The 22,129-nt window shown below is 65.2% G+C and carries 21 protein-coding genes; 9 read left to right on the top strand and 12 right to left on the bottom strand.

The window, feature by feature from the left end; translation table 11 throughout:
• Positions 1 to 8 precede the first annotated feature (8 nt).
• Both LMQ14_RS13245 and LMQ14_RS13250 read left to right on the top strand, forming a co-directional pair.
• On the top strand, positions 9 to 422 hold the full coding sequence (locus tag LMQ14_RS13245; RefSeq protein ID WP_267735151.1) for a lipoprotein LpqH: 414 nt from the start codon (positions 9 to 11) through the stop codon (positions 420 to 422).
• Positions 423 to 488: 66 nt separating this feature from the next.
• Positions 489 to 1,811 (top strand): cytochrome P450, encoded by a 1,323-nt coding sequence (locus LMQ14_RS13250; RefSeq protein ID WP_267735152.1) that lies wholly within the window; start codon positions 489 to 491, stop codon positions 1,809 to 1,811.
• Here the strand turns inward: LMQ14_RS13250 and LMQ14_RS13255 are convergent.
• Positions 1,808 to 2,722 (bottom strand): dienelactone hydrolase family protein, encoded by a 915-nt coding sequence (locus LMQ14_RS13255; RefSeq protein ID WP_267735153.1) that lies wholly within the window; start codon positions 2,720 to 2,722, stop codon positions 1,808 to 1,810. The two genes, LMQ14_RS13250 and LMQ14_RS13255, sit on opposite strands and share 4 nt — an antisense overlap.
• A gap of 81 nt (positions 2,723 to 2,803) precedes the next feature.
• On the opposite strand from LMQ14_RS13255, the gene LMQ14_RS13260 reads away from it, so the two are divergent.
• Both LMQ14_RS13260 and LMQ14_RS13265 read left to right on the top strand, forming a co-directional pair.
• A complete protein-coding gene (locus LMQ14_RS13260; protein ID WP_267735496.1) occupies positions 2,804 to 3,247 on the top strand; it encodes a nuclear transport factor 2 family protein in 444 nt (147 codons plus the stop codon).
• A 1,938-nt stretch (positions 3,248 to 5,185) separates the two neighbouring features.
• Positions 5,186 to 5,359, top strand: a complete 174-nt coding sequence (locus tag LMQ14_RS13265) for a 5'-phosphate oxidase (protein ID WP_267735154.1) — start codon at positions 5,186 to 5,188, stop codon at positions 5,357 to 5,359.
• A 1,193-nt stretch (positions 5,360 to 6,552) separates the two neighbouring features.
• Here LMQ14_RS13265 and LMQ14_RS13270 read toward each other — a convergent pair.
• The 6 genes from LMQ14_RS13270 to bfr all read right to left on the bottom strand — a co-directional run bounded on the left by LMQ14_RS13270 (position 6,553) and on the right by bfr (position 14,449).
• A complete protein-coding gene (locus LMQ14_RS13270) occupies positions 6,553 to 8,583 on the bottom strand; it encodes an adenylate/guanylate cyclase domain-containing protein (protein ID WP_267735155.1) in 2,031 nt (676 codons plus the stop codon).
• A gap of 155 nt (positions 8,584 to 8,738) precedes the next feature.
• Entirely contained in the window at positions 8,739 to 9,854 is a 1,116-nt protein-coding gene (locus LMQ14_RS13275) for an amidohydrolase family protein (protein WP_267735156.1), read from the bottom strand.
• Between the two features lie 2 nt (positions 9,855 to 9,856).
• Entirely contained in the window at positions 9,857 to 11,209 is a 1,353-nt protein-coding gene (locus LMQ14_RS13280) for a glutamine synthetase family protein (RefSeq protein WP_267735157.1), read from the bottom strand.
• Positions 11,210 to 11,239: 30 nt separating this feature from the next.
• The gene (locus LMQ14_RS13285; RefSeq protein ID WP_267735158.1) at positions 11,240 to 11,734 is read right to left on the bottom strand and encodes a carboxymuconolactone decarboxylase family protein; all 495 of its coding nucleotides are present in this window, start codon (positions 11,732 to 11,734) and stop codon (positions 11,240 to 11,242) included.
• 42 nt (positions 11,735 to 11,776) lie between these two features.
• A complete protein-coding gene (locus LMQ14_RS13290; RefSeq protein ID WP_267735159.1) occupies positions 11,777 to 13,873 on the bottom strand; it encodes an MDR family MFS transporter in 2,097 nt (698 codons plus the stop codon).
• An 87-nt stretch (positions 13,874 to 13,960) separates the two neighbouring features.
• A complete protein-coding gene (bfr, locus tag LMQ14_RS13295; RefSeq protein ID WP_085220549.1) occupies positions 13,961 to 14,449 on the bottom strand; it encodes a bacterioferritin in 489 nt (162 codons plus the stop codon).
• Between the two features lie 242 nt (positions 14,450 to 14,691).
• Here bfr and LMQ14_RS13300 point away from each other — a divergent pair, with 242 nt between their 5' ends.
• Positions 14,692 to 14,889 (top strand): (2Fe-2S)-binding protein, encoded by a 198-nt coding sequence (locus LMQ14_RS13300; RefSeq protein ID WP_267735160.1) that lies wholly within the window; start codon positions 14,692 to 14,694, stop codon positions 14,887 to 14,889.
• Between the two features lie 37 nt (positions 14,890 to 14,926).
• Here the strand turns inward: LMQ14_RS13300 and LMQ14_RS13305 are convergent, their stop codons facing one another.
• The 4 genes from LMQ14_RS13305 to LMQ14_RS13320 are packed head-to-tail and all read right to left on the bottom strand — an operon-like array spanning position 14,927 to position 17,840.
• Positions 14,927 to 15,685 carry an enoyl-CoA hydratase/isomerase family protein gene (locus LMQ14_RS13305; protein ID WP_267735161.1) on the bottom strand — a complete coding sequence of 253 codons (759 nt, stop codon included), beginning with the start codon at positions 15,683 to 15,685 and terminating at the stop codon, positions 14,927 to 14,929.
• A 37-nt stretch (positions 15,686 to 15,722) separates the two neighbouring features.
• Complete coding sequence (locus tag LMQ14_RS13310; protein WP_267735162.1) at positions 15,723 to 16,166, bottom strand: TIGR03618 family F420-dependent PPOX class oxidoreductase; 444 nt, start codon at positions 16,164 to 16,166, stop codon at positions 15,723 to 15,725.
• 9 nt (positions 16,167 to 16,175) lie between these two features.
• The gene (locus LMQ14_RS13315) at positions 16,176 to 16,877 is read right to left on the bottom strand and encodes a hypothetical protein (RefSeq protein WP_267735163.1); all 702 of its coding nucleotides are present in this window, start codon (positions 16,875 to 16,877) and stop codon (positions 16,176 to 16,178) included.
• 27 nt (positions 16,878 to 16,904) lie between these two features.
• Entirely contained in the window at positions 16,905 to 17,840 is a 936-nt protein-coding gene (locus LMQ14_RS13320; RefSeq protein ID WP_267735164.1) for a hydrogen peroxide-inducible genes activator, read from the bottom strand.
• Between the two features lie 102 nt (positions 17,841 to 17,942).
• On the opposite strand from LMQ14_RS13320, the gene LMQ14_RS13325 reads away from it, so the two are divergent.
• Genes LMQ14_RS13325 through LMQ14_RS13335 form a run of 3 tightly spaced genes read left to right on the top strand, consistent with a single transcriptional unit; the run spans position 17,943 to position 20,403 of the window.
• On the top strand, positions 17,943 to 18,530 hold the full coding sequence (locus LMQ14_RS13325) for a peroxiredoxin (protein WP_267735165.1): 588 nt from the start codon (positions 17,943 to 17,945) through the stop codon (positions 18,528 to 18,530).
• A 12-nt stretch (positions 18,531 to 18,542) separates the two neighbouring features.
• Positions 18,543 to 19,079, top strand: coding sequence for an alkyl hydroperoxide reductase (locus LMQ14_RS13330; RefSeq protein WP_267735166.1), 537 nt, complete (start codon positions 18,543 to 18,545; stop codon positions 19,077 to 19,079).
• A gap of 10 nt (positions 19,080 to 19,089) precedes the next feature.
• A complete protein-coding gene (locus tag LMQ14_RS13335) occupies positions 19,090 to 20,403 on the top strand; it encodes an alpha-amylase family protein (protein WP_267735167.1) in 1,314 nt (437 codons plus the stop codon).
• On the opposite strand, the gene LMQ14_RS13340 is transcribed toward LMQ14_RS13335, so the two are convergent.
• Positions 20,400 to 20,834 carry a DUF1810 domain-containing protein gene (locus LMQ14_RS13340; RefSeq protein WP_267735168.1) on the bottom strand — a complete coding sequence of 145 codons (435 nt, stop codon included), beginning with the start codon at positions 20,832 to 20,834 and terminating at the stop codon, positions 20,400 to 20,402. The genes LMQ14_RS13335 and LMQ14_RS13340 overlap by 4 nt on opposite strands.
• A gap of 18 nt (positions 20,835 to 20,852) precedes the next feature.
• Between LMQ14_RS13340 and LMQ14_RS13345 the strand changes: the two genes are divergently transcribed.
• Positions 20,853 to 22,088 carry an alpha-hydroxy acid oxidase gene (locus LMQ14_RS13345; protein ID WP_267735169.1) on the top strand — a complete coding sequence of 412 codons (1,236 nt, stop codon included), beginning with the start codon at positions 20,853 to 20,855 and terminating at the stop codon, positions 22,086 to 22,088.
• Positions 22,089 to 22,129: the final 41 nt, after the last annotated feature.

The raw sequence follows: 22,129 nt of genomic DNA on the forward strand, positions 1-22,129 counted from the left end.
CCGAAGTGGTGCAGTACAGGTTGGTCGCGGTCGCATGTGTCCTGGCCGCCAGTGTCGCGGGCTGCGCCGAGCCCCAGACGACACCGCGTGCCGCCGCGCACCTGACCATCGACGGGGCCAGCCATGCGGCCCGCCCGCCCGCGTGCAGCCAGCTGCAGTCCTACCGGACCATCGACATCCGTGACCGCGACGGCCAGGTCGAAGCGGTCGTGCTACTCAGCGCTGCTCGGGTCATCCCGCAATGGGTGAAGATCCGCAACGTCGACGGATTCACCGGGAGTTTCTGGCAAGGCGGGGTGGGCGACGCTCGCGGCGACGTGACCAATGGCGAGTACACGATCACCGGCAGCGCCTACGGCATCAACAGCAGCAACCCCAACAAGGTCATCACCACGGACTTCAAGATCACCGCGGAGTGCTGAAACCGCCCATCGCAAGACGGCCGCTTCGGGCATACGCTTTGCGAGACCACGTCCGAGGGAGGCGCTGTGAAGGAGCGGTTGCACTGGCTTGCGATGCACGGATTCATTCGGGGCGTCGCGTCCATCGGGCTCCGTCGCGGTGACATGCAGGCAAGGCTGATCGCCGACCCGACGGTGGCCGCCGACCCGATGCCGTTCTGCGACGAACTGCACGCGCTGGGTCCCATGGTGCGCAGCCGCGTCGGCTTTCTGGCTGTCGATCATGGCGTAATCCACAGCCTGCTGCGATCCGACGACTTCCGGGCGCTGGTGCTCGGATCGAATCTGCCGGGGCCGGTGCGATGGCTGGAGCGCCACGCTCGCGACGATCTGCTGCACCCGCTGCGTGAACCCTCGTTGCTGGCCACCGAGCCGCCGGACCACACCCGCTACCGCAAGACGGTGTCGGCCGTGTTCACGTCGCGGGCGGTCGCCGCGCTGAGTGACCGAGTGGAGGAAACGGCGGCCAACCTCCTGGACGAGCTGGCCAACGAGTCCGGCGTGGTCGACGTCGTCGGACGGTACTGCTCGCAACTCCCGGTCGCCATTATCAGCGACATCTTGGGGGTGCCCGAACAAGACCGGCCCCGCGTCCTGCGGTTCGGCGAGCTGGCCGCCCCGAGTCTGGACATCGGATTGCCGTGGCGCCAATACCGCAGGGTGCAGCACGGGATCGCCGGATTCAACGCCTGGCTCGTCGACCATCTAGAGCAACTCCGCCGCTCGCCCGGTGACGATTTGATGAGTCAGCTGATTCGGACGGCCGAAAGCGGCGTGGGCGAAACGTATCTCAACGAAAAAGAACTCACCGGGATTGCGGCGCTGGTGCTGGCCGCAGGGTTCGAAACCACGGTGAACCTGTTGGGCAACGGGATTCGCATGCTGCTCGACACGCCCGAGCATGTCGAGACGTTGCGGCAACGTCCCGAGTTATGGCCCAACGCCGTCGAAGAGATCCTGCGACTGGACTCGCCAGTGCAGTTCACCGTGCGTAAGGCCGTCAATGACGTCGAGCTGGTGGGCAGGCAGGTCAACCGCGGAGACGTGGTGCTGCTCTATCTGGCTGCCGCGAACCGGGATCCGTCCGTGTTCCCCGATCCGCATCGCTTCGACATCGAACGCCCCAACGCGGGAAGGCATCTCGCATTCTCCGGCGGCCGGCACTTCTGCCTGGGTGCCGCACTTGCCCGCGCCGAGGGCGAAGTCGGGCTGCGGGCCTTCTTCGACCGCTTCCCCGACGTGCGGGCGGCCGGTGCTGGGACCCGTCGGGACACCCGGGTACTGCGGGGCTGGTCGAGTCTGCCGGTAGCGCTCGGCCGGGCGCGATCGATGGCTCCCGTCGACGTTTAGGGACTCAGGTAGCGGCTCAACCAGTCCAACAGGCGTTGCCACGCGTCGGCCGCGGCCGTTGCGTTGTAGCGGGGGCCGGTGTCGTTGAAGAAAGCATGGTCGGCGTCGGGTTCCACCACCAGGTCGTTGACCAGCCCGAACCGGTCCAGGGCGGCCTTGGCCGCGGCTTGCGAACCGGTGACCCTGCTGTCCAGGGCACCGTAGATACCCAGTACCGCCGCCTTAGACCCGGTGAAGTCGGGGTTCGGCGGTAACGGCCCGTAGAACGGCACCGCGGCCGACACTCCCAGCGCGCCGGCGCCCAGCAGTTGCCACACCAGTCCCCCGCCGAAGCAGAAACCGACCACCCCAACCTTCTGCCCTCGCGCCCGAAGCTTCAGCTCTGCGATGCCGGAGTTCATGTCGTGGGTGAACTGTTCCGGCGCGATAGCGCCGAGCGCCGCGGTCGCCTCGGCCGGATCGCGGAACGCGGCGGTGCCACCTTTCTCCGAGAGCAGGTCGATGGCGAGCGCCGAATACCCGGCTCCGGCCAGCCGGCCGGCGACCGATCGCACCCAGTCGTTGAGTCCCTTGTTCTCGTGGATGACCAAGACGCTGCCCTTGGGATTGGCGGCCTGCGCCCACGCGCCTTGCAGCTGACCCGCTGAGCCGGCCCACGAGATCGACGATGTGGGCAGTGCGTGCGCCATGCCGGGCGGTTGTGCTGGGCCAGTTGAGGTTTGGGGTGCCGACGGGGATTTGGGAGTGTCCGACTGTTCTTGCGCCACGGAGCAGGCGGCGAGTAGTGCGGCCGCTGCGGCGGTCCCCAATCCGAGCAGTGACAGCCGCCGCATGGCCTCGCGTCTGGTCAGCAGGCCATCGACGTGGTCGGTCGCGATCTCGTCGGCGATGTAGTGCTGCAGCGGGTGCACCTTCGCGAGTATCCGCCTGCGGCAGCGCGGTTGACACCCGTGCGGTGAGCGAGTTTATTTGCCGGTATGACTGAAGTTTCTATGATCGCGGTCGAGGATGTCGTAGTCGGGTTGTGGCGGGCGTTATCGCGGCGGGATTGGGATGCGGTCAAGACGTTCTTGGCGGACGACTGCCTCTACGTCGACATGCCGGTTCCGGCGGTGTCGGCGCGCGGTCCCGAAGACATCGTGAAACGACTCAAGATGGGCCTCGAGCACTTGGCCGGCTACGAGAACCATGACGGTGTGCTGTTGTCCAACGGCGCCGACGTAATGTACGAACACTCCGAAACTTGGACGTTCAGTTCGGGTGAACAAGGCGTCCTGAGATTCGTCACGGTACATAAAGTTGCCGACGGCAAGATCACCGTCTGGAAAGACTACTGGGACATGAATAGCCTGGTCAGCTTCGCGCCGCCGAACCATTTCGAGGCGTTGGCATCCGCCGATACATCATGGGTCTTTGATGCTACCGGTTTGATCTGAGGCGTCTTTGATCGCTCGTGGATGAATTATGCGGTTACTGGTTACCCGTGAGTATCGTCTAGCGCCGTGCAGCAGATCTCGGTTATGATCTGCACCGGCCGATCGGGTCTGAATGCGGTGGTGGGCGCCATTCATGCCAGCTATTTGTAGTTCGGAGTCTGGAGCGGCCATTTTTTGCGCCTCCTGACGCCGTGTCCCGGCTTGGCATGAGCCGGGTGATACCTGGATGAACGGAGTGCAATGTCGCGCATAACCAGCAAAGTCGGTGTCGCCATGATTCTTGGCTTCACCGCCATGACGGCTTCTGGATGTTCGCCGGTGCTGTCGCTTTTCTCTTTTTGACGCCGTGCTGCGCGGGGGAACTCCTCGGCGCTTCGGGCCTGATCTGAAACAGCGCGCGCTGGCGCCGCGGGTGCGACGGGCGCGCTGGTGGGTGGTATGTCCATCTCGGGCCGTCGCGCCGCCGCACCCGTGCGGCGGCGCCATATGAGTTTGCTGTGAACGGTGTTGGAGTGCGTGCGTCCGAGCGGGTTTGTTCTGCTCGACGACAGCCGCAGTTACTCACGGATACCTAGACCTGCAACTTAACTTGATTACTGTGTGCACCGGTTCGGGTCTGAATGCGGTGGCGGGCGCCTTCATGCCAGCTACCACTCTTGCGGGTTGGGGTTGGCCTTTTTTGCGTCCCCTGATGCCGTTGCCGCTCCGGCTTCATTTGAGCCGGGTGGGACCTTGATGAACGGAGTGTTTAATGTCGCGCATAACTAGCAAAGTCAGTGTAGCTTTGATCCTCGGCTTTACCGCCGTGACGGCCTCCGGCTGCTCGCCAACCTTTTCGCTGTTCTCTTTTTAAGCCCCGGACTACCTCGGGGTCCTTGCCGGGTTCCCGGCAACCCAAATCTGCGTTGCGATGATTTCGCTCGCGACCAGCCGTCGGATAAGAGTGCACGTCAAAGCAGTTTTTGACCGGTCGGGCGGCTCTGGGCATCGTTCGCCTCGGCGACACGGGCACATTACTTACTGGTAAAGCTGGCATGTCTAGCAGATCTCGGGTTACTATCGGCACCGGCCGAATCGGGTCTGAATGCGATGGTGGGCGCCTTCATGCCAGCTAATTGTTGTTCGGAGTCGGGAGCGGCCGTTTTTTGCGCCTCCTGACGCCATACGCCCGGCTCCAACTTGAGTCGGGTGCAAACTGGGACGAATGGAGAGCGTTATGTCGGGCATAACCAGCAAAATCAGTGTCGCCGTAATCCTTGGCTTTACTGCGATAGCGGCGACCGGATGCACGCCGGTCTTATCGCTCATCACCATATCCATGTAAGCCCGAGTGGCTTGTCGCACTGTGCGCCGGCCTCGCCCCGGTAAACGCTGGTTCAGCTGTTTGCTACGGCTCAGGGCCCTGTACACGACATGACGCCCTCGGGTAGGCATCATGTGTGTCCGCGCGGTGCGGGCGTTCGTCCACGCGGTCCCGGCAGTCAGTCGCTTCGAGCGGCGGGCGTGTGGAGCAGGCAGGTCGCCTGCGGCGTTTGGCGAACGCACCTGATGCGCCGAGGTACCGCAAGGGCGCTCTTTGAAGGGTGCCCTTGCGGTGTTCGTGCGCCGCAAGCTGCCCAGACGCCGCCAGCACGGTCGTGGCGGCTGCGGCGATCTGCGCGCCGCAATGTCGCCGTGTGAATGGCTGGGGGCACTTCCCCCGCCGCCGGCGTGCGTCCCGGTAGGCCCTCTCGCAGGGTCTACTGCCATCTTGGTGATGATCGTGCCGGACTATTAAGTGGAAACGCGGGGCTCCGCGTCTTCGTCGTGTTCAAAAGGGACTTCTTCCGGCAGAGCACAACCGGAGACCGGATTCCACGAGCGTCGATGCGCCAACCGCCACAAACGGCGTCGTGATCTGCGACGCTTCAAAGACATCGCGACGGGGAGGAGGACCAGATGCCGCGCTTCGAAACCGAAATGGAAGCCTGCCCCCATTGCCGACGAGCAGCCGAGGCCACGGTCGAATACGTCCGGGACGGCGACGGCAACGTCATCCGCAGGCGGGTACGTGACATTAACTGCCGATACGGCGACTGCCCGGGTAGCGAAGTGCCCCCGCACTGGGGCTAGCAGCAGCTGCCGTTTGAGTCCTCGCGGTCGCGGACACGCGGGGTATCAGCCGGCTTTCCGGGCGCACCCGGCCCGCATCCCCTTGCGCCAGCTGACTTCCCGGTGATCTTGATTTGAAAAACATTGTGCGACAGACACTTTCAGAGCGATATACCCATTCCCTGAGGGGTGGGTCGGAATCGTACCGATTGAATGAAAGAGGCCAAAAAAAGTTTGCGGTGATTTCGGGAAAATACTCGTGATCAAGCTCTTTGCCGTCGTATTGTACGTGTGTCTCGGGCATCAGATCGGCTCTCTGGCAACAGATTGTCCTTAGACGAAACGGGGGTAACACCATGTCACGTCTCAGCAGTAAAATTGTCGTCGCCTTGATCCTCGGCTTCACCGCGCTTACGGCATCAGGGTGCACGATCCCGCTCACCATCGACCCAGGTGGTTCTGGCTTAGTCTTCACGCCGTAGCAAGGCGCTCAGTAGTCGTGGGGTGACTCCGCGATAATCCTTGTGCAAGCAGGGATTATCGCGGATCCCTCGCTATGGCCCGGCCGGAACCGCCGCCAATACGTTCGTGGTATGCGTGTGGTGCATGCGTCGAGTTAGGGATGCATCGCACGACGGGCCGCGTCACGGGTTTAGGCATGTGGAGTTGGAGCGCGGTCGCTGGCCACAGTCAGGCTCACCGAAACCCACTGTGCAGCAAGGTTGATTCGGCGTATTCCATCAGCGGAGTGGTCCTGGTAAGGGCGATGCGCACGACAGCGCGACTGTGCTCGCGGCGTCTGCGCAGCTCTGGGAGCCAGGGCGAAGGCGGACCGGTAATGCTGTGGTACAACGTATTTCGGCTGCGCGCCGTGACCGTCTTCGGGCGCAGCTAACAACAGGTGCGCCCGAAGGGACGCGATCGGCTTATTGGCAACGGAGATGAATCAGACGGTTATCAGCCTGGAACGCAGGTGAATTGACCGCAATCGATCGTGAGTGGGACCGTGCACCCAGATGCTGTTGCACCGGTAAAGGCGAGGATCAAGGCGACGATGATTTTGCTGGTCTGACGTGACATAGCAGTTTCCCCCGTTCGTCTTTTTGAACGATCTGTTGCACAACCCTTGCGCGGGAACGTATTGTCCCCGGTTGGCGGGGCTCTTCTTGGGTGGGCCAATGAGTTTCGTGCAATAGAGACACGAAACGCCTTTGCTATGAGGCCAATTCGTGCAGCACGCAAAGCCGGACCGGGTCACGCTTGCCTTTGACCTTCACCCAGCCATGGCGGCTGACCCGCGCGGTCGTACCGAGCGCCGTCGAGGTGCTGGGGCCGACCACCACCTGACCCGGCTCTGCCAAGTTTTGCAGGCGCGCGGCCAGATTCATGGTGTCCCCGATCGCGGTGAAGCTGCGCATCTGCTCGGCACCGATGTTGCCCACCAGGGCCGGCCCGGTGTTGATCCCGACCCGAAACCGCGGCCAGTCCGCGTGCCCGAATGCCGCCTCCTCGACGACGGAGTGCAGCGCGAGTGCGGCGCCGGCGGCCCGCAAGGCGTGATCGGCCTGGCGAGCCGGAGCGCCCCAGATCGCCATCACCGCGTCGCCGACGAACTGCAGGACGGTGCCCCCCGCCTCGAGAATGATCGGAACCACCGCGCCGTAGTAGGTGTTCAGCATGGTGACCACCTGATCTGGAGATGTCGCTTCTGCGAACGGGGTGAAGCCATGCAAGTCGGCCATCAACACCGTCACCTCGGCGATCGCGCCGCCCAGTCCGGCTTGGTCGGGGTCGGCGAGCAGCGCGGTTGCGACCGCGGGCGACATGTAGCTGCGGAACAGGCCGTCCAGGTGGTGGTAAAGCCGGGCGTTTTCCAAGGCGATCGAGGATTGGGTCGCGAACGAGCGCAGCAGCGCGACGTCGGCATCGTCGAACGCGCCGTGTGCTCGATACGCCTCGATCACCCCGGCGACCTGGCCCTTGACCAGCAGGGGCAGCTCCAACGCGTCGTCGCAGGCTGCGTCGTCGCCGAAGCTGAGTTCGCCGTCGCGCACGATGCCCAATCGAAATCGGTCACCGGGGAAGGCGTCGGCGATGGCCGCCATGACCCGGTCAAGCAATGCGTCCTCGTCCTGGATGACACTGGATTCCCGGCCCAAGGCGATCAGCGTGCCCAGCTTGCGGACGCGCTCGCGTTCGGTGCCGAGCGCCTCCGCGCCGCGCTTGAGGACGGCGACCTGTTGTTCGGACAGCTCGAACCGGTCGGCAAGCCGTGCCGCGGCGGCGCCGGGCGCCACCTGGTCTCCGCGCTCGCGGCGCTGCAGCACGTCGACCATCTCCTCGAGCGCCACGGCGTAGTCGCGCCGCAGATCGGCGATTGTCTGTTGGGTGGCCAGTGAATCGAACAGCCCCCGGACCGAGCCCTCGCGGCGGAATTGAACCCGCGCGCTGTAGGCGATGAAGCAGAAGGCCAGCGTCATGAGCACGTGCCACAGCCACCACGAGGCATGCCAGCTCATGCCCAGTGCCAGCGCCACCGACGCCTCCGCCAGCAGCACGAAGGCGCTGAGCACCGACAGAACGACGACCGCGGGGCGTCGGCGATAGATCGGGAAGTAGGCCAGCGCCGCCACCGTGAACAGTGCACCGCCCACCAATGCCCCGACCTGCTCCATGCCTTCCAGCACGGCTTGATTCGGTAGCCGGTCCAGCATGCCGCACAGAATCAACACCGCGGAGGCCACCATCAGGACCCAGACCAGCGCCGACAACCGTCTTCGCCACGACCAGAGGCGGGCGTTTCTTGCCGGGGTGAAGTTGATCGACGAGGCCAGGGCGATCACACCGGCCAAGATGAGGCCCATCCGCGTCGGCAACATGAACTCCGCATCGGAGGTGTCCATCAGCACCCCGGGCGTGAACAGTGCGTGCACCCCGAAAAAGCCGGCTGTCGTGGTAAACACGAGCGACACCAGCCAAAGGCGGGCATCGTCGCGTGCGCGCGCCTCGCGGCCGATCAGGGTGCCCAGCACCACACAGACCAGGGCCGCCGACAGGACCAGCACGAAGTGCGCCACCCGGTTGTCCCATTCCAGGTCGACTTTGGGTATGTCGAGCAGCAGCCACAACGCCAGCATCGGAAGGGCCATATGTATCAGCCAATTTGCGGTACGCACCCGCGAACCCGGGTGTGCAGTGGCGCTGGTCATCCGCGGCCGGCCGCGCCAGCCGAACCGCCGGCTCATGGCCCGCATCGAACAAGCCACCCCCCTCGCTGGATTGCCTCAGGACCGGCCGCCCTCGGGCTGGTTCGATTCCAGCAAACGACGCGGTCGAACGGGAAATTCCCCTAGATCGGCAATCGCGAAGACAACGCGCGATGTCGTTGGGACCCCATCAACTAGACCGCACCGAGGCGATAGACGCGGGCGGCGTTCTCGCGGGCAATCAGGTCGACCACCCGGATCGCATCGGCCTCGCTCCAGTCGCCATCCTCGACGAATCCGCGCAGCACTCGGTGAATACCCTTGCGCCACAACGTAGCACCTAAATAGTGCAGTTCGACAGGCCCGAAGCCGTCCGACGAGTACAGGATTTTGCGAAACGGTGCCATCTCCAGCAGCCGGGCGATGAACGCCGGCGCCCGAGCGCCCAGGTAGTTGATGCTCAGTCCGCCGTCGAGATAGACGTTGTTGAAGGCCTGCGCAAGGTAGCCCGCCTCGCGCTCGAAGGGGTAGCAGTGCAGCAACATGATCGGGGTGTCGCCGGATTGCCGCAGAAAGTCGAGCAGATAGAGCGGATTGGCTTTGTGGAGATCGCAGTCGCGGTCGCCGAAGCCGATGTGGAATTGCAGCGGCTTGCCGAGCCGCAACGCCTGGTGCAACCCGAAACGCAGCAGAACTCGATCCTGCAACCGGGTTCCGCCGAGATCGCGCCACCGGTCGGCAGCCTCGACGACTTCGGCCGCGCGCGGCTCGGTGAGGTCGCCGTCGAAACCGCCGCGGTAAGCCAGGATGGACTTGGTGCCGACGGCACCGGCCGCACGCTCGTGCAGGATCTTTTCGAATGCCGACGGGTAATCGCCGGGCGTCGCTGCGGCCTGTTCGGCCACCTGCTCGAGGCGAACGATCTCGTGTGCACGGTTGCCGGACAGTGCGCGCAACTCCGGGATATCTGTTGTGCCAAGGCCGATTCCGGTGTCCACCAGCCAGTCGCTCACCCCGGCAGCCGGCAGAAACAGCCGCGCCAGCTCGCTCTCGGTGAATTCGCTGCGACGCTCCCAATAGACCTGTGGATCAACGTGTTGAGGCAGTTCCAGGACGGGGGCGCAGTGGGCACGCACCGCGAAACCGAGCTGTGAGTCGAAACCCGAGTCCGCCAGTGGCTCGGTATTGGCCTCGTTGAGCGCGTTTTCGAACCGTCGCCGATCCCCCGGCTCCAGCCAGCAACCGTGGACGTGGTGGTCGATTAACGCCACGTCGCCGATGTGGTGTGCCAGAGCCGACGAGTCAGCCACCGCTAGAGGCTCCACGCCATCCGGAATTTGTCCGCCAGCCGCTCCGGGCCGAGGTCGCCATAGCGCTCGTGCTCCAGGCGCCGGACCGCGACGACCATGTCGACCGCGGAATCGCCCAGGATGCTTCGCAACAACGCCGAATCATCCAGTGCGGCAATCATATCCACTTGGGAATGGGCAAGGTCCACGATACCGGCGCGCTCGCGCTCGGAATCGGAGAGCTTTGCGGGATCCACTGTCGTTTCCGGTGGTAACGCGGCGTTGCGCTGGATTCCGTCCAGCGCCAGCCCGAGGATCGCCGCCGATGCGAGGTAGGGATTCGCCGACGGATCGACGATCTTCACCTCGACATTTCCGCCATAGGCGCTGCCGGATCCGCCTTTGACGAAACGCACTGCGGCCTCGCGGTTCTCGATGCCCCAGCAGGCGTAGGCCCCGGCCCAATTGCCCGGCTGCATGCGTAAGCCGGAAACGATCGACCCACACAGCACACCCTGGGCCTCGGAGAGACCGTGAATCACCCCCGCGACCGCGCTCTCCCCCGCCGGCGCCATGCCGCCGGGGCCCGGCCCGCCGGAAAACAAGGGACCATCCGGCTTCGTCAGCGAGAAGTGTTGGTGTGCACCGGATCCGACACTGCCGGCGAAGGGGGCCGGGGATAGGCTGATGCGCAGTCCGTGGCGGCGGGCAGCACGGCTGATGATGATTCGGGTCAGCACCAACTGGTCGGCCGCGGCTACCGGCGGCAGCGGCGACAACGAGATCTCGAACTGGTTGGCCCCGTACTCGGGATGGAACTGCTCGATCCCGACGCCGGAGGTCGCGGCCGCGGCGATGACATCCCGGACGAACGCCTCGTGTTCGAGCACACCGGCGAGGCCGTACTGCGCCCACAGTGTGGACGGCAGCCGTCCGCCGCCGGGGTCGACCAGAACGAACTCGATCTCGTGGCCGACAACCGCCTCGATGCCGGCGTCGCCGAGGGCGGCATCGACCCGGCTCAACGTTCCGCGGCCACAGGTGGCAACCGGTGTGCCGTCCTGCTCGAAGAATCCCGCGGGCGCCCAGGCCAATCCGTCGCCAATGACGCGCAATGCCGACACGTCGATGCGCACGCGTTGATCGCCGATCACGCCGACGTCGTCGGTGAAGGCGATGCCGGTCTGGTCGATCGCGAAGGCATGCCACGAAGGGCTGGCACCGAGGCCGGGATCGGCGAAGGTGCCGGTGCGCCGGAGCGGCACGGCCTTCGCTTGGGTGAGCCCGGCGGGGTTCACGACGGTGCCGATGACGGTGTCGACGCCCTCGGCCTCCAGCTGGGCGACCGCCGTCGCGGCAAGGGGCGCGGCCGTCATCGCAGCCTTACCGGCGGGTGCGATTGACGCCTATGCCCGGCTGGGAAGGGTCAGCAGGCAGGTCTGGCCGATGTCGAGGGTCCGCAGCATCCGTCCCATGCCGACCCAGAGCGCGCATGACATGGCGAGGTCGGCGAGCAGCTCTTCGGAGAAGTGCTCGTTGGCCCGGCTCCAGAAGTCTTCGTCCTCGCGCAACTTGGTGTGCTCGGTGCCGAACCGGTGCGCGAACTCGGCCGCTAGCCGCTCCTGCTCGTTGAACCCGGGCCAGGTGCGCCATTCCAGCGCGTGCTCGTAAAGCTCTTCGTCGACGCCCGCGGCCGGCCCGTCGGCGTCGCGGGTGTTCATGCACACGGTGCACTCATTGTCGTGCGCGATCACGGCGCGGGCGATTTCGCGGGTGCGCATGGGCAGCCGGTTCTTGGTGTAGACCGCCTGGCTGAAGTTGGCGATCGCGCCGCCGAGGTCCGGGGACTTCGTGGCCCAGCTGTAGATGTCGTCGTCAGCGAATGTTCCGATTCGGCTCATGGCGTGATGGTACGCCCGCACCCCGGTTTTCTGGAACACGTTCTAGTGTGCGCCACCGGTTCCGGCCGGGAGCCGGGCGGTGCTGGGCGCGTCGTCGTGCCAATCGCGTTGGGCCAGAACGCGGTGTGCGATGTGCTGCAGCGCGGTTTCGACTTCGCGGCGGTCCGGACGGCCCTGATAGCTGGGCGAACGGGACAGCTTGTCGACGATCCAGGCCAGCAGCAACGAATAGACGTAGTCGACTTGCTGAGCCCCGGCCGGGGTCAGCCACATCTGATCGCCGTTGCGCTGCGCGTAGCCGCTCGCGACCAGGCGTCCGAAGGTGGGTTCCAGCACCTCGAACGGGATTCGCATCGACTCGCCGATATCGCTGAGGCGCGCCGTTCCGTACATCTGAGCGAAGCGGTAGATGCGCATCACGCCCCACAGTCCGGCCACGTCGAGGCGACAGTCGGGCCGCATCGAAATGCTGCGCAACCGCATACCGGGGTCACCGCGCAGCATGCGCGCAATCGCGTTCTCCAGCAGTCGTTCCGGAGTGTCGGTGGTCGGCATCCCGAATCCATCGCCGATATCGACTGCGCTGTTGTGGATGTCGCGCAGCGGGACCTCACGCAGGAACAACGCGAGGACAAACCCCAGCAGGGCGACCGGCGCGGCCCAGAAGAACACCTCGCTCAGCGACTCCGAATAGGCCTGCACGATAGGGGCGGCCACGTTGTGTGGCTGGCGGTGCAGGGCCCCCGGTGAGCTGACCGCTTCGGGCGGTGCGCCACTGGCCGCCAGGGCCGCGGGCATGCGGCCGTCGAGGAAGTTCGAAAACAGCGAACCGAATATCGCGGCGCCGAACGAACTGCCGATGGTGCGGAAGAACGTCACACCCGAGGTGGCGACACCGAGATCCTCGAAGTTCGAGGTGTTTTGCACGATGAGAACCAGCACCTGCATCGACAATCCGATGCCGGCACCCAGGACGACGAGATAGAGGGACTGAACCAGCGCCGAGGTGGACGGTGTCATCCGCGACATCAGCAGAAACGCCAGCGCCATCAGCGCGGTGCCGGTCACCGGAAAGACCTTGTAACGCCCGGTCTTGCCGACCAGGGTGCCGCTGCCGGTCGAGGTGATCAGCATCCCGACCACCATCGGCAGCGTGCGCAGCCCCGACGTCGTCGCGGAGACGCCGTTGACGTACTGCATGTAGGTCGGCAGAAACGTCATCGCGCCCAACATCGCGAAGCCGACCACGAACGACAACACGCAGCAAACCGTGAACACCGGGCTGGCGAACAACCGCATCGGCAGGATCGGCTGCGGGACACGGCTTTCGACCCAGACGAACGCGACCAGCGCCGCGGCGGCACCGACGAACAACCCGATGATCGTCGCCGAATCCCACGGGTAGAGGGTGCCACCCCAGCTGGTCGCCAGGGTGAGACCGGTCGCGCCCAGGCCGATCAACACGATTCCGCCATAGTCGATGACGGGCTTGGCGGACGACGCCAGCGCCGGAATAGCCGCGGCGGCAACGAAAATGACCAGCACCGAGACCGGAACGTTCACCCAGAACGCCCACCGCCAGGTCAGGTAGTCGGTGAAGTAGCCGCCCAGCAACGGGCCGACGACCGTCGTGACCCCGAAGACCGCGCCCAGGATGCCTTGGTAGCGGCCGCGTTCGCGCAACGGGACAACCTCACCGATCAGCGCGCTGGCCGTGACGGTGATCCCACCACCGCCGATGCCCTGCAGCGCACGCGATCCCACCAGCATGGCCATCGACTGGGACAGCCCGCACGACACCGACCCGATCACAAAGAACACGATCGCGGCCTGAAAGACGCGCTTGCGGCCGAACACGTCGCCGAGCTTGCCGACCAGCGCGGTGACGATCGTCGACGCCAGCAGATAACTGGTGACGACCCAGGATTGATGGCCCGCGTCGCCCAGATCGGCGACGATGGTCGGCAGCGCGGTCGCGACGATGGTCTGGTCCAGCGCCGCGAGCAGCATTCCCAGCACGATCGCGACGAAGATCAGGTTTCGCCGTTGCGGGGTGATCAGCGCGCCGCTGGCTCCCGGATCCCCGCCGATGGGATTGGCTTGGGTCGCCGCGCTGGATGCTGCTCTCGGGCTCGTCATGCCTGCCTTCCCGTCGGCGTCCGATGCTAACGGGTGCCCGGGGTAAACCCGCGGCAATCTCGCCGCGGGTTGATTAGTGGCAGCCGGTTACGCGATCGAGCCCGGCGGGCGGGAAACGCATTGCGCCAAGTACAGCGGCTCGCCCAGCTTCTCCATCAGCTGAAGCTGCGTCTCCAGATAGTCGACGTGGTTTTCCTCGTCGGCGATGATCTTCTCCAGCAGGAAGGCGCTGGTGCTGTCTTCTTTCGCGCGGCACATGATGACGCCGGGCTTCAGACGCGCCAGTACCTCGTACTCGATGGCCAGATCCGCCTCGAATTGCTCGCGCAGCGTCTGGCCGATGCGCAACGAGAAGAGGCGTTGGTAGTTCGGCAGGCCGTCCAGCAGCAAGATGCGGTCGGTGATCGCCTCGGCGTGGCGCATCTCGTCGAAGGACTCCGAACGGGTGTGCTCGGCTACCTCGGTGAAGCCCCAGTTCTCTTGCATCTTCGAGTGCAGGAAGTACTGGTTGATCGCGGTGAGCTCACTGGTCAATTGCTCGTTGAGTAGACGCAGAACGTCCGCATCCCCTTGCATGATCACTCCTCCGGTGTCAGGGCTGTATGTCGGAGCGCGGCAGGGGCGCTGGGCTGGAGCGCACCATGCCGGCCGTAACGGCACTTTGCCACGCAAATTGGAATAGTTCCAGCAAGGTATGGCTGCGCTCACTAGCCCAAATGGCTATACGGCGAGTAGTTAGGTTCGACTAACCTACTTAGGCTAGACTCACTTAACATGAGGCCGGTTCGGGCGACTGATCGCGTCTGTGAGGTGCGCTGATGTACGTGTGTCTGTGCGTCGGGGTCACCAACCACACCGTGGCCGAGTGCGTGGCCCGTGGTGCCTCCACCTCCAAGGAGGTGGCCGCCGCGTGTGGCGCGGGCGGTGACTGCGGACGATGCCGGCGCACACTGCGGGCGATCATCGAGGCGTCGAAAAAGGTCGAACCCGAGTTCGAGAGCGCGGCGTCGCTCTAGCCGCGTCGCGCTTCGTCAATTCCTTTTGCGCAGCGCGTTAACCATTCTTTCGTTCGGCGAATGAGGCCAGGGCCGCGGCATTGGCCTGAGCGCCCATCAGCTCGGCGAAGTGGGCGTTCTCTCGCGCGGTCGCGGCCACGATCTCGGGCCGGATCGGTTCGGTCATCGTGTGTTTGACGGCCATCAGGCTCGAAACCGGCCGGAAGGCAAGGATTTCGGCGTATCGACGGGTTTCGGTCAGCAGCTCTTCCGGCTCGCAGACCCGCCACACCAGGCCCATCCGCAAGGCCTCCTGCGCATCCACCCATTCCGAGGACATCAACAACCATGCGGCGTTCTGACGGCCCACCAACTGCGGCAGCAAGTAGGACGACGCCGCTTCGGGCGCCACGCCAAGACTGGTGAACGGACACTTCAGCCGCGCGGTCGACGACATGAACGCCAGGTCGGCGTAGCCGAGGATGGTGGCGCCGATGCCCACTCCGACACCGTTCACGGCGCAAATCAGCGGCTTGGGAAACGCGCTCAACGCGTCGATCATGCCGGGAAATCCGTGTTTGCCAGGAGTGAAGTCGGGGTCGGTGATGCGTGCCTGCATCTCGGCGAGATCGGTGCCGGCGGAAAAGCCGCGCCCGGTCCCGGTCAAGACGACGACCGCGATCTCCGGATCGTCCGCGGCGGCCAACAGCGCCTCGGCCGTGGCGTCGTAAAGCGCTTCGTTGAAGGCGTTGAGCGCGTCGGGCCGGTTCAGCGTCAGGGTGCGTACCCGGTTGGTGTCATCGATCAGCAGCGTCACCGCTGCAGCCTAACGTCGCGACGTCGGCGGCCTGAGCTCACCCGTTGCTGTAGACGCGGGTCGGTGCGATCAGCACCACGGCGCGACGTTCCAAGGCCATCACCCGGTCGTATTCGTCCCAGTCGTCGTGGGTTCCGCCGGCCGCGGTGAAGACCTCGCGAAGCAGCAGCCGCAACTGGTCGGCGTCGGCAAGCCACGGCTGCGAGTCGTCGGGGCCGACCAGCTCCGCGCGTCCTTCGGCGGTCGCCCATTGCCAGCCGTTGCGGTACGTGACGGCCAGCTGCGGTCGCTCCCGGAGATTGGCGAGTTTGACTTTGCCGTACGTGGTGAAGCCGAGGACCGGCTCACCGGTGTGTGGGTGCGGTAACAGACCGACGTTGACCAGCGATGCCTGCACGGTTCCGTCGGCGCGCACCGTCGAGATCACCGCCAGTCCGCTTTCCGCCGCCGCCAGCGCCACAGCGTCTTCGAGTGTGGTCATCTGTTCCCCTTACGTATGAAACGGCGTCCTGAACACGTAGCGGCTCGTTGCCGCCGAGTCGATGTTCTCGTTGGCGCCGAACGCACTAGTGCTGGCGACCATCCGGCCCAGGCGGTCCTTCAAGTCGTCATCGTCGGCGGCGCCGAAAAACGCGTGCAGATCGGCTATCGCCTCCGCGGGGAACAACTCCTCGACGATGCCCGAGATTCCCGGGGCGTCCGGAGTCAGCGCCCGCACCACCCAGTTCTGTGTGTAGCCGAACGTCGACTGGGTTTCGATCGCCACGGATGTCTGGTGCAGCTGCCATCGGTCCAGCCAGAACGCCTGCTCCATCTCGGCCGGCCGGCGCAGCAATACGACGTTCGCGAAACCGATTGTGCGACAACCGGGTTCGATATTCGGACCGGGTAGCGGGGTTGATTCGGTGACCAGGTAGGCGGCCAGCTGCTCACATTCCGCGGCAAGCAACTCCAACGCGGCGGTCAGCTGTTTGCCATAGCACTGCTGGGTCCACATGCTCACCACTGCGGCGACGGGCGGATCCAGCACCGTCATCGTCATCAGCGAGTTGCGCACCGCGTCGTCCCGGACGTTGATGGCCAGGCCTGGCAGGCCCAGATCTAACAGTGCATCCGCGACCGGACCCCGTTGGCGGGCACACCATTCGTCGTTCGAGTCGGCGCGCCTGAGCACCGCGATCACCTTTTCCATAGGCAGAACCTACAGCCGGTGCCTGGCCTATTTGACCAGGCGCACCTGCTGTTCACTGCCGACCGACTCCCCGATGATGGCGGCCAGCCTTCGATAGGATTCGTCGCGGCCACTCGACGAGCGGAACACCAGCCCGATTCGCCGGCCTGGGCGTGGTGTCGCAAACTGTGCGAGCCCGAGCTGGCTTCGAACGGCTTCGACGGGTGCGGCGCTCTGCGGAATCAGCGTCACCCCCAGCCCGCCGGTCACGCATTGCACCGCCGTCGCCAGCGAAGCGGCCCGGGTGTCGGCGAGTTCGGCTCGGACACCGGCCTTTTGGCAGACGTCGAGGGCCTGATCGCGCAGGCAGTGCCCCTCGTCCAGCAGCAGTAGCGGCAGGTCCGCCAGCGCCGACGCAGGCACCCGTCGTTTGCCCGACAGCGGGTGTCCGGGCGGTACCGCGAGCAGGAAATCCTCCTCGTAGATTCCGACCTCGGTGATTCCAGCGACGTCGGCGGGCAGGGCGATCAGGGCAGCGTCCAGCGATCCGCCGCGCAGGGCCGTCAGCAGGCGTTCGGTCTGGTCCTCGATCACCCGCAGGGTCAGCGCCGGAAGTCGACTGGAGAGTCCGGCCAGCACGGTCGGCAGCACGTAGGGCGCGACCGTCGGGATCATGCCGAGGCGCAGGGTGCCGTGCAGCGGATCCGACGTTCCCGCCGCGGCGGCCGTGAACGCCTCCGCGGCCTCGACGACGGCTTGGGCGAGCGGCAACAGTTGCGCACCTTCCGGTGTCAAGCGGACACGCCGCGTCGAGCGCTCGACGAGGTGGGTGCCCAGGCCCGTTTCGAGCGCGGCAAGCGACTGCGAGAGCGTCGACTGACTGACGCCGAGAGTCGTTGCAGCGCTGCCGAAATGATGCCTCTCGGCAATCGCTGCGAACGCCCGCAGCCCGGCCAGGGTCGGCTGAAAACTCTTATCGGTCATGGCTATAAGTATAGTGCGATATATCACCTTTACTTCAGGTGCCGCTCCCGGCAACATGGTGGAGGACACTCAAATTTGACTAATTCCAGAAAAGGAGCGGACATGACACTGCTAACGATCGGCGACCAGTTCCCCGCTTACGAGCTCACCGGGCTGATCGGCGGCGACCTGTCGAAGGTCGATGCGCAGCAGCCCGAGGACTACTTCAAGACCATCTCCAGCGGCGACCACGAGGGCAAGTGGCGAATTGTCTTCTTCTGGCCGAAGGACTTCACCTTCGTGTGCCCGACCGAGATCGCCGCGTTCGGCAAGCTGAACGACGAGTTCGAGGATCGCGACGCGCAGGTGCTCGGCGTCTCGGTGGACAGCGAATTCGTGCACTTCCAGTGGCGCGCCCAGCACGAGGACCTCAAGAAGCTGCCGTTCCCGATGCTCTCGGACATCAAGCGCGAACTCGCGTTGGCCACCGGAGTGCTCAACGCCGGCGGCGTCGCGGACCGGGTGACCTTCATCGTCGACCCCAACAACGAGATCCAATTCGTCTCGGCGACCGCAGGATCCGTGGGGCGTAACGTGGACGAGGTGCTGCGGGTCCTGGATGCTCTGCAATCCGACGAGCTGTGTGCTTGCAACTGGCGCAAGGGCGACCCGACGCTGGATGCCGGCGAACTGCTCAAGGCTTCGGCGTAATTGGAGGTTGTGATGAGTATCGAGAATCTGAAGGAAGCACTGCCGGAGTACGCCAAGGACCTGAAGCTCAACCTGGGCTCGATCGCCCGCAGCACCGTGCTGAACGACGAGCAGTTGTGGGGCACCCTGCTGGCCAGCGCCGCGGCGACGCGAAACACCCAGGTGCTGACCGAGATTGGCGCCGAAGCGGCAGACAATCTGTCTGCCGAGGCGTACCAAGCGGCGCTGGGGGCCGCGTCCATCATGGGTATGAACAACGTGTTCTACCGCGGGCGCGGCTTCCTGGAGGGCAAGTACGACGATCTGCGGGCCGGACTGCGGATGAACATCATCGGCAACCCGGGCGTGGACAAGGCGAATTTCGAGCTGTGGTCGTTCGCGGTGTCGTCGATCAACGGGTGTTCGCACTGCGTTGTCGCGCACGAGCACACCCTTCGCGAGGCCGGTGTGGATCGCGAGGCGATCCTGGAAGCCCTGAAGGCAGCAGCGATCGTTTCGGGTGTGGCACAAGCGATCACCACCGCGCAGACACTGGCGAGCGTCGGCTGATCGTCGCTTCGTGACCGCAGCCTGGGTAGCGCACGCGATCTGGTGGCAGGTCTATCCCTTGGGGTTCGTGGGAGCGTTTCCCACGCCCGAGGGATCGGCGCCGCCGGGTCCGGGTGAACACCGGTTGCGGCGGCTCGTCGAATGGTTCGATCACGCCATCGAGCTGGGGGCATCCGGTATTGCGCTGGGGCCGATCTTCGCCTCGCGCACACACGGTTACGACACCACCGACCATTACCGGATTGACCCCCGGCTCGGTGACGACGCCGATTTCGATTATCTGATCGCGCAAGCCCGCGCCCGCGGCTTGCGGGTGCTCCTCGACGGCGTCTTCAACCACGTCGGTGTCGACTTCCCGCGCTACCGCGACGCGACGCACGACGATGCGGCCGCGGGCTGGTTTCGCGGAAGCCCCGGTCGATTTCACACCTTCGAGGGCCATTCCGAGCTGATAACCCTCAACCACGGCAACCCGGACGTCGTCGACTACGTCGCCGACGTGATGGCGCACTGGTTGCGGCGCGGTGCGGATGGCTGGCGCCTGGACGCGGCCTACGCTGTCCCGCAACAATTCTGGGCGCAGACGTTGCCGAAAGTGCGCGAGCCGCATCCCGACGCCTGGTTCGTCGGCGAAGTCATCCATGGCGACTACGCGGCGATCGTCGAGGAAGCCACGTTCGACTCGGCTACCCAGTACGAGCTCTGGAAGGCGATCTGGAGCAGCCTCAACGACGGCAACTTCTTCGAGCTCGACTGGGCCCTGCAGCGGCACAGCACGTTTCTGGCGAGCTTCGCGCCACTGACGTTCATCGGCAACCACGACGTCACACGCATCGCCAGCAGCCTGGAGAACACCGACCATCTGCCGCATGCGGTGGTGCTGCTGTTGACGATCGGCGGTGTGCCCAGTGTGTACGCCGGCGACGAGTTCGGATTCCGGGCTGTCAAAGAGGAGCGCTACGGCGGTGATGACGCAGTGCGCCCGGAGTTCACCTCTCCCCCATTGCAATTGGGCGAATTCGGCGCCGAGATGTGGCGACTGCACCAGTTCCTGGTGGGACTGCGCCGGCGCCACCCTTGGCTGCATGCGGCCACCACCACGTCGCTGTTGCTGGCCAACCAGCACTACGTCTACGAGACGCGCAGCGGCGACGATGCGCTGCTGGTTGCGCTCAACATCGACGACGAGCCGCTGCGGCTGGTGCTGTCGGAGCTCGGCCCCGCACGTGCCGAGGTAATCGCCGGATCCGCCGCCCCACCCAGCGACGTCGTCGACGAGGTGACCGTCGAGCCGCACGGCTGGCGAATCCTGCGACCCGCCTAGTCGCGTAGCTGAGCCAGCGTCAGGGCGTCCTGTTGGCCGCGGTAGTAATTTTCGAGCAGCTTGGTGAAGTCCTGGCGGTCGTCGGTGGCGAGGGCGAACAGCGTCATCGACGAGCGCAGCTTGAGATCGTCGGGTGAACCGAAGATCTCGGTGATCGAGCGGCCGTGCACCTGATTGACCAGTTGGGTGCACTCACGCAGTCGCGGCCCCAGCAGCTCGTGGCCCAGATACGCGCGGGCCTCCTGCAGCGACGAGATGCCGTAGTGGACCGCCGTCGAGCTGCTGCCCAGACCGCGCAGCTGCGGGAAGACGAACCACATCCAGTGACCGCGTTTTCGTCCGGCGCGCAACTCCTCGACAACGGAGGGGTAGACCGGGGCCTGCGCGACAACGAAACGTGTCAGATCGAACGGGTCGTCGGCCGAGTCCATATGACTACGGTGACATACATGGCCGTCAAACGACGCATGCCCAAAGCCCGCGACCTGGCCCCGCTGATGCAGTTCAAGCGCCCGCAGCTCGACGCGACCAAGCGCCGGCTCGACGCGGCTTTCACGATCGACGATCTGCGACGCATCGCCAAACGCCGCACCCCGAAGGCGGCATTCGACTACACCGACGGCGCGGCCGAGGACGAGCTGTCGCTCGAGCGTGCCCGACAAGCCTTCCGCGACATCGAGTTTCACCCGACGATCCTGCGCGACGTCAGCAATGTGACCGCCGGCTGGAACGTGCTGGGTCAGCCCGTCGTGTTGCCGTTCGGCATCGCACCGACCGGATTCACCCGGTTGATGCAGACCGAAGGCGAGATCGCCGGAGCCGCGGCGGCAGCCAGGGCCGGTATCCCGTTCTCGCTGTCCACTCTTGGCACCTGCGCGATCGAAGACCTGGTGACCGCTGTCCCGCAGGGCCGCAAATGGTTTCAGCTGTACATGTGGAAGGACCGGGAGCGGTCGATGGCGCTGGTCAAGCGCGCCGCCGACGCGGGATTCGACACCTTGCTGGCCACCGTCGACGTCCCGGTATCCGGGGCGCGGTTCCGCGACAATCGCAATGGCATGACGATCCCGCCGTCGTTGACGCTGCGCACCGTGCTCGACGCGGTGCCACATCCGAAATGGTGGTTCGACCTGCTGACCACCGAACCGCTGGCCTTCGCGTCGCTGGATCGCTGGCCGGGCACCGTCGCCGAGTACCTGAGCACGATGTTCGATCCCAGCCTGACCTTCGACGACCTGGCCTGGATCAAGGAGCAATGGCCCGGCAAGTTGGTGGTCAAGGGGATCCAGACGCTCGACGATGCACGTGCGGTGGTGGAGCGCGGCGTCGACGGCCTGGTGTTGTCCAACCATGGCGGGCGCCAGCTGGATCGGGCCCCGGTGCCCTTCCATCTATTGCCGGCGGTCGCGCGCGAGCTCGGTAAGGACACCGAGATCCTGGTGGACACCGGCATCATGTCGGGCGCCGACATCGTGGCAGCGATCGCGCTGGGGGCGCGGTGCACGCTGGTCGGGCGGGCCTATCTCTACGGGCTGATGGCCGGCGGCGAGGCGGGCGTCGACCGCGCGATCGAAATCCTGGAGAGCGGGGTTCTGCGCACGATGCGGCTGCTGGGTGTCACCTGCCTCGAGGAACTTTCACCCGCCCACGTCACGCAGCTGCGCCGGCTGGGGCCGGTCGAGTAGGCGCGCCGGCTCCGGTTGCGGGCCTACCTGAAACCTGTCAA

Origin of the sequence: Mycobacterium sp. Aquia_213 (assembly GCF_026625985.1) — a bacterium.
Taxonomy (GTDB): Bacteria; Actinomycetota; Actinomycetes; order Mycobacteriales; family Mycobacteriaceae; genus Mycobacterium.